The organism is Azospirillum tabaci (assembly GCF_014596085.1).
In the GTDB taxonomy this organism is placed as follows: domain Bacteria; phylum Pseudomonadota; class Alphaproteobacteria; order Azospirillales; family Azospirillaceae; genus Azospirillum; species Azospirillum tabaci.
Genome location: NZ_JACCJY010000017.1, coordinates 86,191 through 98,875, shown reverse-complemented (window position 1 = coordinate 98,875; position 12,685 = coordinate 86,191). Strand labels below are relative to the sequence as shown.

The 12,685-nt window shown below is 69.6% G+C and carries 8 protein-coding genes; 6 read left to right on the top strand and 2 right to left on the bottom strand.

Annotation, left to right across the window (positions count from 1 at the left end; genetic code table 11):
* Positions 1–98: 98 nt before the first annotated feature.
* Positions 99–1,178 (top strand): class II fructose-bisphosphate aldolase, encoded by a 1,080-nt coding sequence (fbaA, locus tag H0B54_RS16350; RefSeq protein WP_188261209.1) that lies wholly within the window; start codon positions 99–101, stop codon positions 1,176–1,178.
* A 44-nt stretch (positions 1,179–1,222) separates the two neighbouring features.
* Here fbaA and H0B54_RS16345 read toward each other — a convergent pair whose 3' ends face one another.
* Entirely contained in the window at positions 1,223–2,041 is an 819-nt protein-coding gene (locus H0B54_RS16345; RefSeq protein WP_188261208.1) for a GH12 family glycosyl hydrolase domain-containing protein, read from the bottom strand.
* 92 nt (positions 2,042–2,133) lie between these two features.
* The gene (locus H0B54_RS16340) at positions 2,134–2,988 is read right to left on the bottom strand and encodes a glycosyltransferase (RefSeq protein ID WP_188261207.1); all 855 of its coding nucleotides are present in this window, start codon (positions 2,986–2,988) and stop codon (positions 2,134–2,136) included.
* A 456-nt stretch (positions 2,989–3,444) separates the two neighbouring features.
* Here H0B54_RS16340 and H0B54_RS16335 point away from each other — a divergent pair, with 456 nt between their 5' ends.
* The 5 genes from H0B54_RS16335 (at position 3,445) to pfkB (ending at position 12,669) form a co-directional block, all read left to right on the top strand.
* Positions 3,445–5,709, top strand: coding sequence for an ATP-binding protein (locus H0B54_RS16335; protein WP_188261206.1), 2,265 nt, complete (start codon positions 3,445–3,447; stop codon positions 5,707–5,709).
* Between the two features lie 8 nt (positions 5,710–5,717).
* Positions 5,718–6,200: a response regulator gene (locus H0B54_RS16330; RefSeq protein ID WP_094304150.1), complete on the top strand. Its 483-nt coding sequence runs from the start codon at positions 5,718–5,720 to the stop codon at positions 6,198–6,200.
* 16 nt (positions 6,201–6,216) lie between these two features.
* A complete protein-coding gene (locus H0B54_RS16325; RefSeq protein WP_188261205.1) occupies positions 6,217–9,111 on the top strand; it encodes a PAS domain S-box protein in 2,895 nt (964 codons plus the stop codon).
* Between the two features lie 67 nt (positions 9,112–9,178).
* Positions 9,179–11,686: a phosphoenolpyruvate--protein phosphotransferase gene (gene ptsP / locus H0B54_RS16320; protein ID WP_188261204.1), complete on the top strand. Its 2,508-nt coding sequence runs from the start codon at positions 9,179–9,181 to the stop codon at positions 11,684–11,686.
* Entirely contained in the window at positions 11,683–12,669 is a 987-nt protein-coding gene (gene pfkB / locus H0B54_RS16315; RefSeq protein ID WP_188261203.1) for a 1-phosphofructokinase, read from the top strand. The genes ptsP and pfkB overlap by 4 nt, the downstream gene beginning before the upstream one ends.
* Positions 12,670–12,685: the final 16 nt, after the last annotated feature.

Here is a 12,685-nt window from a genome sequence, read left to right as displayed (position 1 = left end):
TCGTCGGTCCCATGCCCATATGGGGCTTGACCGAACGATCGAACCGACGTTTGAACCGACGTTTCAAGGCAGTATTTTTCCGAGGGAGGAATTCACCCATGTCTGCCCCGACCCGACTGAAGCCCGGCGTCGTGACCGGAGAGGACTACCGCGCGCTGATCGCCGCCTGCCAGGACGGCGGTTATGCTCTGCCGGCGGTCAACGTGGTCGGCACCAACGGCATCAACGCCGTCCTCGAGGCGGCGGCCAAGAACCGCTCCGACGTGATCGTGCAGCTGTCCAACGGCGGCGCCCGCTTCTACGCCGGCGAGGGCATGAAGGACGCGCTCCAGGCGCGCATCCTCGGCGCCGTGTCGGCGGCCCAGCACGTCCATCTGCTGGCCGAGCAGTACGGCGTCTGCGTCGTCCTGCACACCGACCACGCGAACAAGGGCCTGATCCCCTGGGTCGAGGGCATGATCGGCCATGGCGAGGAGCATTTCCGCCGCACCGGCCGTCCGCTGTTCAGCTCGCACATGCTCGACCTGTCGGAAGAGTCGCTGGACTTCAACCTGTCGGAATGCGCCCGCGTTCTCAAGCGCCTCGCCCCGCTGGGCATGAGCCTGGAGATCGAGCTGGGCGTGACCGGCGGCGAGGAGGACGGCATCGGGTCGGAGGATCTGGACGCCGCCAACAACGCCCACCTCTACACCCAGCCGGAAGACGTGCTGCGCGCCTATGAGGAGCTGTCGCCCATCGGCCATTTCTCGGTCGCGGCCTCCTTCGGCAACGTCCACGGCGTCTACGCCCCGGGCAACGTCAAGCTGCGCCCGGAGATCCTCGGCGCCTCGCAGGCTCTGGTGTCGGAACGTCACGGCGGCGGCGCCAAGCCGCTGGCGCTGGTGTTCCACGGCGGTTCGGGCTCGGAGAAGGAGAAGATCGCCCAGGCGGTCGGCTTCGGCGTGTTCAAGATGAACATCGACACCGACACCCAGTTCGCCTTCGCCGAGTCCATCGGCGGCTTCGTGCTGGAGAACGAGGCGGCCTTCCGTCATCAGATCGACCCGCAGTCGGGCAAGCCGCTGAAGAAGCTGTACGACCCGCGCAAGTGGCTGCGCCTGGGCGAGCAGGGCATGGTCCGCCGCCTGGACGAGGCCTTCGCCGATCTGGGCGCCGCCGGCAAGTCGCTGGCCGGCTGATCCGTCGGGGAGTGGGGGTGGGAGGCCGGCATGGCCGCTCACCCCTACACCGACGGCACCACCCCGATCACCGGCTCCGGCGGCGTCGCAACCACCGCCGGGGCCCGGGGCGCCGTGAAGTCCACGGCCAGCTGATCGACCGTCATCGACCCTGCACCCGCCGCCACCTCCGCGCCGAACTGGAAGCCCAGAATCCAGTCCGTCTCGTTGATGATCCCGCGGGTCTGAAGCTCATCCAGCAGCCCATCAAGGTCCAGCGTCCCGGCCAGCCGGTCGTCGCCGTACTGCAGGACCGTGTATTCCCAGTCGATCGGGTTGCCGTCCACCCCGCCGCTGAAGACCGGCTTGTTCCATAGGGTGGCGTCCCCCTGCGCGTCGGTCCGCGTCGCGACCGGCTCCCCGGCGGGGGTGAAGTAGCCGCTGTGCAGCCACACCATCACCTCGTCGGTCACGCCTTCGATCCCCTTGGCCGGGTCGTCGCCGATCCATAGGCTGACGGCGACGTTGTAGAGGTTCGTGGCACCGGTCAGCCCCACCTTGTAGGTCACGTCGAAGTTGGGCAGGTCGGCGATCCGCGCCGGCAGGTCCGTGCTGGTGGACGGCGCCCCGTTCCACGGATTGACGCCGTGCGTCAGCTCCGGATAGGCGCGCACCGGGTAATTCTCGTAGGTCAGGGCACGCCGGCTGTCGTAGGGCCAGCTCCAACTGATCACCGTTCCGTTCGGAAAGGTCGCCTCGTCGAGGACGATGGACTGGGTGAAGTTCTTGCCGTTGCGGTAGCCGCCCGGATTCCAGACGTTGCTGCTGGCCGCCCAGCCGCCGGCCTCCAGGCGGTCGGCGCTTCCCGTCAGCGTGGTGGTCATGGAGCGTCCCCGTTCCGTCGTTGTCCGTCGGGCGTTTTCCCGGCCGGCGTCGGGGCTTCAACAAGGTCGGGCGGCGAAGATCGCGTCGGCGCTCAACGCCCCGTGGACAGCCGCCGGTCGATGTCCCGGGCGAGCCGATCCATCGGACTCGACGGCTCGATGGCGTCGAACCACTTGTTGTGCCAGTGAAAGCAGAAGGCGCCGGGGAAGAAGCTGTCGAGGTCGTATGCGACCGGCGACGCCTTCATGAAGCGGTCGAAGTGAAGCACGGGATTGTCGATCCACCCGGCGTCGAACCAGGGGCACGGAAGCACCAGGATGTCCATCGGCGTGTCGTACACCAGCCCGGCCTGCTGGAAACCCCAGCCGCGGCCACGGTTCCGGATGAATTCGATGTTGCCCTTCATCGCCTCCGAACGCGGCGTGGGGGCGACGTAGATCGCGCCGTTGGGATAGTTCTGCTGCTCCCACCGGTAGGCCAGGATCTTGCCGGGAAACTGATTCAGGAGCGGTGTGACGCTTCTCAGGAACAGGCAGTCGAGGTCGAACCACACACCGCCGTATTTGTAGAGAAGAATGTACCGGACGATGTCGGAATAGAAGGACGCATCGATCGACCGCCCGAAATCGTGCCCTTCAAGGAAGGTGCCGCGGCACTCGTCGCGCTCGGAAAAGGCGCGTATCTCGGCGTACTTTCCGATTTCGCTCAAACAGTCATTGTCGACGCCATTCCGCGTCCAGACGACGATCCGGTTCTCACGGCCACGGACATTGAAGAGATAGCAGCTTTTCACCGAAATCAGATGCTTCTCGTTCAGCACGCCGTCCCAATAGGCGTGGAAGGTGAGGGGGTCCGCCGGGGGCGTTTCGTCCTTGATGAGCTTGGCGACTTCAAGCGCCAGGAGTTCGTGGGAAAAATCCTCCGGCGCGAATCGCAGCACTTCCATGGATGGGACCTTCACGACGCCGTTCCTGGGGAAATCTCCCGCCGAAAGCCGTTATGCACAAGTCCAGCGCTCCGGGCAATCTCACCCCCGGTCCGTCCGCACGCTTCCCAAACACCCGGCGGTCGACAGCTCGGTCAGCCACTCGTCGGCGTGGTGCAGGGATCAATTCCAACCGCGGGGATACTCCCCCAGCGATCCCCCGTATTCCTCCCTACCCCCTTTTCCCGTATTGCGCGCAACGAGGGTCGATCTATATGACGAACCGCTTATGTCCTTGTTCTGAAGTGGTATTGTCTAAGTCACCCGCCGTTGATAACCAAAGCGATGCCCGCCATGTCGAAACATTCGACATTACCTGGAATCATCGAATAGACCGGACAGCGAGCAGGGCATTAAGGAGCCACCTATTGGATTGTCTTTGCTTCTGGAGTCAACGCCACCACGAGGACCAGCACCATGACCGTTGGTGATTTGGATCTCGATGCCTGCAGCCGGGAACCGATCCACCGTCCCGGCAGCGTCCAGCCCCACGGCATGCTGTTGGCCTTCTCCGGGAGCAATTCGGGTGCCACCCTGATCCAGGCCAGCGCCAACGCCGCGCCGGCGCTTTGCCAGCCGCTGGGGCAGGCGTTGGGTCAGCCGTTGGAACAGGCCCTGCACCCGCGGATCTCCGGAGCGGTCCGCTCCTTTCTCGCCGCCGGTCCGGTGCCGTCCCGCCCGGTGCCGGTCGCCGTGGCCGAACTGCCCGGCGCCGGTCGTCACCAGCTGCTCGCCCACGCCGTCAATGACGCGGCGGGCGAGGCCGTGGTGATCCTGGAGCTGGAACGGCTGGACGGGCTGGAGACCGACCTTCTCGACCACGTCTACCCACGCATGCGTGAGGCGCTGGAGCAGCTGGACGCGCTGAACACGCCAGCGGATCTCCTGAATTGTGCCGCGCGGGAGGTCCGGGCGCTGACCGGCTTCGACCGCGTGCTGATCTACCGCTTCGACGCCGACTGGCACGGCACGGTGGTGGCGGAGGATGGGAACGGGCAACTGCCCTCCTACATGGATCTGCGCTTTCCCGCCTCCGACATTCCCACCCAGGCGCGCGAGTTGTACCGGCTGAACCGCCAGCGGCTGATTCCCGACGCCGGCTACATCCCGGTGCCTCTGGTTCCCGCGGGGGCGCCGCCGCTGGATCTCAGCTTCTCCGTCCTGCGCAGCGTGTCGCCGGTGCATGTCCAGTACATGCGGAACATGGAAACCGCGTCCTCGATGTCGGTGTCGATCCTGCTGCACGGGGCCTTGTGGGGGCTGGTCTCCTGTCACCACCATGAGCCGAGGGCGGTGTCCTACGCCGTACGCTCGGCCTGCGATCTGATCGCCCAAATCCTGTCGGTGCGCATCGCCGCGGTGGAGGACCGGCGCGATGCGGAGCACCGCATCGCCCTGCAAGCCATCCAGGCGCGGCTGCTGGCCGCGATGGCTCAGGCCGACCCCTTCATCGCCGGCTTGACCGAGAATCCGAACGATCTGCTGCGCTTCGCCAACGCCAGCGGGGCCGCCGTCGTCTTCGAACGGCGCTGCACGCTGGTCGGCGACACCCCGACGGAAGAGCAGGTGCGCGATCTCGTGGACTGGCTGGGCACCCAGGGCGAGCCGGAGCAGTTCGAGACCGACAGCCTGCCCGCCCTCTACCCGGCCGCCGCGGACTTCGAAGGCAAGCCGGCGGGGCTGCTGGCCATCGCCGTGTCGAAGCTGCACGCCAGCTACGTGCTGTGGTTCCGGCCCGAGGTGGTGCAGACCGTCCGCTGGGGCGGCGACCCGCGCAAGCCGCTCGACCGCGAAGGGCGGGGCCTGAGCCCGCGCGCCTCCTTCGAGACCTGGAAGGAGACGGTGCGCCACCGCGCGCTGCCCTGGACCGCGGCGGAGCGCGACACCGCCGCGGCGCTGCGACACGCCGTCATAGGCATCGTCCTGCGCAAGGCGGAGGAGCTGGCCGCCCTGTCGCGGGAGCTGGCGCGCTCCAACAAGGAGCTGGAATCCTTTTCCTACTCTGTCTCCCACGACCTGCGCGCACCCTTCCGCCACATCGTCGGCTACGCCGAGCTGTTGCAGGAGCTGGAATCGGACCAGCTGAGCGCCACCGGAAAGCGCTATCTGAACGTCATCGTGGACGCGGCCAACAGCGCCGGCACGCTGGTGGACAATCTGCTGCACTTCTCACAGATGGGCCGCAGCGAGCTGACCCCCGTCTTGGTGGACATGAACGCCCTGGTGGCGGAGGTGCGCGAAACGCTGGCGCCCGACACCGCCGGGCGGGCCGTCGAATGGGACATCGCCCCGCTGCCCACGGTGCGCGGCGATCCGGTGATGATGCGGCTGGTTCTGCAAAACCTTTTGTCGAACGCCATCAAATACTCCCGCGGACGGGAACCGGCGCGCATCGCCGTGGGTTGCGAAGACCGGCCCACCGAAACCCTCTTCTTCGTCAGGGACAACGGGGTTGGGTTCAACCAAGCTTACGAGAAGAAGCTGTTCGGGGTGTTCCAGCGGCTGCATCGCAACGAGGAGTTCGAAGGCATCGGCATCGGCCTGGCCAATGTGCGCCGCGCCGTGGACCGCCATGGTGGACGGACCTGGGCCGACGGGCGGCTCGACAAGGGGGCCATCTTCTACTTCACGCTGCCGAAGGCCGGGGTGGCGAAACCCGATCTGCGCGATCTCGATGAGTGATCTGAGACATGAGCGACCTGAAACCCATCCTGCTGGTCGAAGACAACCCGCGGGATTTGGAACTGACCCTGGCGGCGCTGGAGAAATGCCAGCTCGCCAATGACGTGATCGTCGCCCGCGACGGCGAGGAGGCGCTGCGGATGCTGACCCGCCGCGATCCGGAAACCGGGAAGCCGACCCAGCTTCCCGCCGTCGTCCTGCTCGATCTCAAGCTGCCGAAGATCGACGGGCTGGAGGTGCTGGAGCGGGTGAAGAACGATCCGGAGACCCGGCATGTCCCCATCGTGATGCTCACCGCGTCGCGCGAGGAAAGCGACCTCGTGCGCAGCTACAAGCTGGGCGTGAACGCCTTCGTGGTGAAGCCGGTGGACTTCAAGGCCTTCTTCCAGGCGATCCGCGACCTGGGCGCTTTTTGGGCGATCCTGAACGAACCCCCGGTCGGCTGCGCCCGCCGCCCGGCGGGAACCCCGCCCGCGGGAAAAGGCGCCTGAAGGAATGCCCGCCAGAATGCCAGCTGCCGTGACCATCCTGCATTTGGAAGACAGCCCGCTGGACTGCGAGCTGGCTTTCGCGCGCCTGCGGAAGGCGGGAATCTCCTGCGACGTGACCCGCGTGGACACCCGCGCGGATTTCGAGGCGGCGCTGGTCAAGGCGGCGGGGGACGGACGGCGCTTCGACCTGATCCTGGCCGACTTCTCCCTGCCGGACTTCGACGGGTTGGAGGCGCTGGAGATCGCCAAGGCCCGCGCTCCGGAAATCCCCTTCCTGTTCCTGTCCGGGCGCATGGGGGAGGAGACGGCGGTGTCGGCCCTGAAGATGGGCGCGCGCGACTATGTGCTGAAGCAGCGGCTGGCCCATCTGCCCGCCGCGGTGGAGCGGGCGATCCTGGAGGCGCGCACCCTGGCCGAGCGGCGGCTGGCCGAGGAGAATCTGCGCCGGCTGCGGCAGGCCATCGACGACATCCGCGACTACGCCATCGTCACGCTGGACCTGGAGGGCCGCATCACCTCGTGGAACGAGGGCAGCCGCCGCCTTTTCGGCTACACCGAGGAGGAGGCGCTGGGCCGCCCGCTGTCCCTGCTCTTCGCGCCGGAGGAGCGCTGCGCGGACAACATCCGCAGCCTGCTGTCCGGGGTGGCGGAGAAGGAGCGCCGCGAGGTCGAGTGGATCCACGCGGCGCGGGACGGACGGCGGTTCTTCGGCTCCACCGTGCTGACCGTGGCGCGCGACGCCACGGGCGCGCCGGCCGCCTATTCGGTGGTGGTGCGCGACATCACCGATCGCCGCGCCTCGGAAATCGCGCTGCGCGACAGCGAGGCCAAGTTCCGCGCCATCGCGGAAAGCATGCCGCAGCTCGTCTGGTCAGCCCCGCCGGACGGCCTTCCCGACTACTACAACCTGCATTGGTTCGCCTACACCGGCACCCGGCCGGAGGCGATGACCGGCACCGCCTGGATGGAGGTGGTGCATCCGGACGACCGGACGCGGACCGCCGCCCTGTGGACCGCCGCGGTGCGGTCGGGCGATTTCTACGAGGTCGAGTACCGGCTGCGCGAGGCCGGGGGCCGGTACCGCTGGTTCCTCGGGCGGGCGGTGCCGTTGCGCGACGGGGACGGGCGGATCACCCGCTGGTTCGGTACCTGCACCGACATCGACGACGCGGTGAAGGCCCGCGCGGCCCAGGCCGACGCCCGCGAGGATCTGGAACGGCAGGTGGCCGAGCGCACGGCGGAGCTGGTGGCCGCCAACCGCCGGCTGCTGGCCGAGGTGGCGGAGCGGCAGCGCGCCCAGGCCGACCTCAGCGCGCTCTACGCCAAGACGCCGGTGCCGCTGCATTCCCTGGACGCCGAGGGCCGGCTGCTGAGCGTCAGCGACCGCTGGCTGGAATTCATGGGCTATGAGAGCCGGGGCCAGGTGCTCGGCCGCAACATCACGGAGTTCATGCCGCCGGACGTCGCGCGGGAGCACCGGGAGAGCCGCTGGCCGGAGTTGCTGCGGCTCGGGGCGTTCCAGGACATGCCCTACCGGCTGGTCAAGCGGTCGGGGGAGGTCGCCGACGTGCTGGTCTCCGCCCGGATCGAGCGGGATGGATGGGGTGGTTTCCTGCGCACCATGGCGGCGGTGGTCGACGTCTCCGCCCGTCTGCGCGCCGAGGCGGAGCGGGAACGGGCGGAGGAGGCGCTGCGCCACTCCCAGAAGATGGACGCGCTGGGCCAGCTCACCGGCGGCATCGCCCACGACTTCAACAATCTGCTGACGGCGATCTCCGGCAACCTGGATCTGCTGCTGTCCCGCTTGGACACGGCGGAGCGGGCGGACCTGCGCGACTACGCCATCCACGCCAAGGTCGGGGCGACCCGCGCCGCCGGGCTGACGCAGCGCCTTCTCGCCTTCGCCCGGCGGCAGCCGCTGCGCCCCGACGCGACGAAGCCTTGCGTGCTGGTCGAGGGGATGGAGGACCTGCTGCGCCGCACGGTGGGCGAGCAGGTGTCCATCGCCACCGACTGCCCGCCGAACCTCTGGGCGGCTTGGTGCGATTCCAACCAGTTGGAGATCGCCCTGCTGAATCTGGTGGTGAACGCCCGCGACGCCATGCCGGACGGCGGGCGCATCACCATCACCGCCGCCAACGCCCATCTGACGGCGGCCGACGTGGCGGGCGACGCCTCCGGCGCGGTGCCCGGCGACTACGTCGTGCTGACCGTCGCCGACACCGGGATGGGCATGCCGCCCGACATCATCAAGCGTGCCTTCGACCCCTTCTTCACCACCAAACCGATCGGGCAGGGTACCGGGCTGGGTCTGTCGCAGGTCTATGGCTTCGTCAGCCAGTCGCATGGGCTGGTGCGCATCGACAGCAAGGCCGGGCGGGGCACCGCCGTGCGCCTCTACCTGCCGCGCTGCGATGGGGAGGAGTGGGCCGGACTGCCTTCGGGGGCCGCCGCGATGCCCGCCGCCGACGCTGCGGTGGACAACACCGCCGGAACCGTGCTGCTGGTGGAGGACGAGGCGCTGGTCCGCATGGTCGCGGTGCAGGCGCTGGAGGACGCCGGGCTGGACGTGGTCGAGGCGTCGGACGGGACGGAGGCTTTGGAGCTGCTGGACGGCGGGCTGCGCGCCGATCTGGTGGTGACCGATGTCGGGCTTCCCGGCATGAACGGGCGGCAGTTGGCCGAGGCGGTGCGGGAGCGGCGGCCCGAGCTGGGGGTGCTCTTCATGACCGGCTACGCCTACGACGCGACGCTCGGCACCGGCATCCTGGAGCCGGGCTGCGAGGTCCTCCAGAAGCCTTTCGAGACGACGGCGCTGGTCGCCCGCGTCACCGGCATGCTGGCCCACACGCGCGGCGGCAGTGGTGGTGACGCCCTGCGCGAATCTGTCCCGGAACGTCACTGCGACTGATGCGTTACTCTCCTCCAAGGACGAGTCCGGCCCCGCGCACGGACTCCGCGCGGGGGGAGGACGGGCGATGCTTCAGGTCTCCGAATCGCAGGTGCGCCTTGGGCTTTCGGCGCCGGACAAGACGGAGGCCATCCGCGTCGCCGGGCAGGCGATGGTCGACAGCGGCCTGATCGAACCCGGTTACATCGACAGCATGCTGGGCCGCGAGGCGGTGTCCGGCACCTATCTCGGCAGCGGCATCGCCATCCCCCACGGGCTTCCCGAAGCGCGCGATCTGGTGCGGCGGACCGGCGTGGTGGTCGTCCAATTCCCCCACGGCGTGGACTGGGGCGGTGGGGAGCCGGCGCGTCTGGTCGTCGGCATCGCCGCCAAGTCGGACGAGCACATCGCCGTCCTGCAACGGCTGACCGGCGTGCTGGGCGACCCCGCTGAGGCCGAACGGCTGGGCACCACCCGCGACCCGCGCGCCATCATGGCCGTGCTGAACGGTGAGGCACCCACAGCACTCGCGGCGGAGTCCGCCGCGGTTCCCATCGACGGGGACTCCGTAGCGGTCACCGCCCCCTCGCCCCACGGGCTGCATGCCCGCCCGGCGACGGCGCTGGTCGAGGTCGCCAAGCGCTTCCGCGCGGAGATCGCCGTCCGGCACGGCGGCGCCACGGCCAACGCCAAGAGCCTGATTTCCCTGCTGCGGCTCGGCGCGTCGGGCGGTCAGCCGCTGACCGTCACCGCCTCAGGGGAAGATGCCGCGGCGGCGCTCCAGGCCATCCGTGCCGCCTTCGAAGCGGGGTTGGACGAGCCTGCTCCCACGGCGGCACCCGCGGAGGAACCGGCCCCGCGGACCGCGCCGGCCGACCTCGATTATGACGGGCGGGTGATCGTCGGCATCTCCGCCTCGCCTGGCGTCTCCACCGGTCCGGTCTGGAAGTTCCAGCGCGAGGAGCTGACGGTCGCCGAGACCGCCCCCGATCCCGAGGCCCAGCACCGCCGGCTCGATCAGGCGCTCGCCGCCGCCGCCGCCGACCTGCGCAACCTGCACGAGGAGTTCTGGAAGAAGGCCGGCGCCGCCAAGGCTGCCATCTTCAAGGCGCATCAGGAGCTTCTCGACGATCCGGAGATGGTCGCCGAGGCCCACGCCCTGATCGACCGGGGCAAGAGCGCCGGCTGGGCGTGGCGCGCGGTCTACGAGGAGCGCGCCGGCACGCTGGCCCAGCTCGCCGACCCGCTGCTGGCCGGGCGGGCCGCCGACCTCAGCGACGTCGGGCGCCGGGTGCTGCGCCTGCTCGCCGCGGTGACGGAGACCATGGCGGCCCTGCCGGACCACCCCGTCATCCTGCTCGCCGAGGATCTGGAGCCGTCCGATACGGCGAAGCTCGACCCGGCCAAGGTGCTTGGGCTGTGCACGGCGGGGGGCGGCGCCACCTCCCACACAGCGATCATCGCGCGTTCGCTCGACATTCCCGCGGTGGTCGCCGCCGGACCGTCGGTGCTGGACCTGGAAAACGGGCGCGCGGCGATCCTCGACGGCGACGGCGGCGTTCTGGTCGCCGACCCCAGCGAGCGCGACCGCGGCCGCGCGGCCGAGGCCCGGATCAAGGTGGGCGAGCGGCGCGAGGCCGAGCGGCTCGACCGCTACAAGCCGGCCATCACTGTGGACGGCCGGCGCGTCGAGGTCGCCGCCAACATTTCCGACCCGGCGGAGGCGGTGCAGGCCGTGGAGGCGGGCGGCGAGGGCGTCGGGCTGATGCGCACCGAGTTCCTGTTCCTTCAGCGCGACCTGCCGCCGGACGAGGAGGAGCAGTTCGCCGCCTATCAGACCATGGTGCGGGCGATGAACGGTCTGCCGATCATCCTGCGCACGCTGGACATCGGCGGCGACAAGAACGTCCCTTACCTGCGCATGCCGGCGGAGGGGAACCCCTTCCTGGGGGTGCGCGGCATCCGCCTGTGCTTCGAGCGGGAGGACCTGTTCCGCACCCAGCTTCGCGCCATGCTGCGGGCCTCGGTGGAGGGGCCGGTGCGCATCATGTACCCGATGATCGCCGCCCCGGCCGAACTGGAGCGCGCCAAGATGATCACCGAGGCGGTGCGGCGGGAGCTGGACGTTCCGCCCGTGGAACTTGGCATCATGATCGAGGTGCCGTCCGCCGTGATGATGGCCGACCGGCTGGCGCGGGAGGTGTCCTTCTTCTCCATCGGCACCAACGACCTGACGCAGTATGTGCTGGCGATGGACCGGCTGCACCCGGTCCTGGCCCCGCAGGCGGACGGGCTGCACCCCGCCGTCCTGCGCATGGTGGAGCGCACGGTGGACGCCGCCCGCCGCGCCGGGATCTGGGTCGGCGCCTGCGGCGGCGTGGCCGGCGACCCGGCGGGGGCGGTGCTGCTGTCCGGGCTGGGCGTCGCGGAGCTGAGCGTGGCCATTCCCGCCGTTCCCTCGGTCAAGGCGCGGCTGCGCGCCATCGCCATGGCCGACGCCGAGCGCACCGCCCGCGAGGCGCTGGACTGCGCCGACGCGGCCGAGGTTCGGGCGCTGGTCCGTCAACGCTTCGCCGACGCCGGAGGCGTGTCATGAGCGCACTGTCCACCCCACGCCCCGGTGTCGTCACCGTGACGCTGAACGCCGCCATTGACCAGACGCTCGACGTGCCGGGTTTCGCCGCCGGAGTGGTCAACCGGGCGGTCGCCGAGACGCGGACCGCCGGCGGCAAGGGCATCAACGTCGCCGCCTTCCTGGCCGGCGCCTCCTTGTCCGGCGGCGCCACACCCGTCACCGCCACCGGCTTTCTCGGCGAGGAGAACACCGCCGTGTTCGACGCGCTGTTCCGCCGCCGCGGCATCCGGGACCGCTGCCTGCGCCTTCCGGGGCGCAGCCGGGTGAACATCAAGCTCGTGGACCGCGAGGGCCGCTCCGTCACCGACATCAACTTGCCGGGCCTGCATGTTCCGGCGGAAAGCTGGCGCGGGTTGCTGACCGTGGTGGACGACCTCGCCGTCACCAACCGGACCTTCGTTCTGTCGGGCAGCGTCCCGGCGGGTGTGCCGGACACCGCCTATGCCGAGATGGTCACCGCCCTGCATCGGCGCGGCGCCTTCGTGGTGGTGGACGCCAGCGGCCCGCCGCTGCGCCACGCCGTGGCCGCCCGCCCCGACATGGTGAAGCCCAACGCGGCGGAACTGGCCGAACTGCTCGGCCGACCGCTGAAGGATCGGGGCGAGGTGGTGCGCGCCGCCCGCGAGCTGTCGGAGTCCGGCATCGCGCTCGTCGTCGTGTCGCTGGGCGCCGAGGGGGCCGTCTTCGTGGAAGGCAACCGCGCCCTGCTGGCCGTCCCGCCGCCCGTGGAGGTTGCCAGCACGGTCGGCGCCGGGGACGCCATGGTGGCCGGGGTCGTCGCCGCCCGGCTGGACGGGATGGGGCTGGAGGAGTGCGCGCGGCGCGGCACCGCCTTCGCCGCCGGCACGCTGTCCCGCCTCGGCCCCGAACTGCCCCCACCGGAGCGGCTCGCTGAACTGATGCGGGCCGTTCGAGTGGAGGACGTGCGGGTGGAGGACTTGTAAGGCTTTTCAGCGCCGG

Excerpts from the sequence above, each read along its gene's own strand:
- H0B54_RS16340 (WP_188261207.1), bottom strand. The coding sequence starts at position 2,988 with ATGGAAGTGCTGCGATTCGCGCCGGAGGATTTTTCCCACGAACTCCTG.
- H0B54_RS16330 (WP_094304150.1), top strand. The coding sequence starts at position 5,718 with ATGAGCGACCTGAAACCCATCCTGCTGGTCGAAGACAACCCGCGGGAT.
- H0B54_RS16325 (WP_188261205.1), top strand. The coding sequence starts at position 6,217 with ATGCCAGCTGCCGTGACCATCCTGCATTTGGAAGACAGCCCGCTGGAC.
- H0B54_RS16335 (WP_188261206.1), top strand. The coding sequence starts at position 3,445 with ATGACCGTTGGTGATTTGGATCTCGATGCCTGCAGCCGGGAACCGATC.
- fbaA (WP_188261209.1), top strand. The coding sequence starts at position 99 with ATGTCTGCCCCGACCCGACTGAAGCCCGGCGTCGTGACCGGAGAGGAC.
- ptsP (WP_188261204.1), top strand. The coding sequence starts at position 9,179 with ATGCTTCAGGTCTCCGAATCGCAGGTGCGCCTTGGGCTTTCGGCGCCG.
- H0B54_RS16345 (WP_188261208.1), bottom strand. The coding sequence starts at position 2,041 with ATGACCACCACGCTGACGGGAAGCGCCGACCGCCTGGAGGCCGGCGGC.
- pfkB (WP_188261203.1), top strand. The coding sequence starts at position 11,683 with ATGAGCGCACTGTCCACCCCACGCCCCGGTGTCGTCACCGTGACGCTG.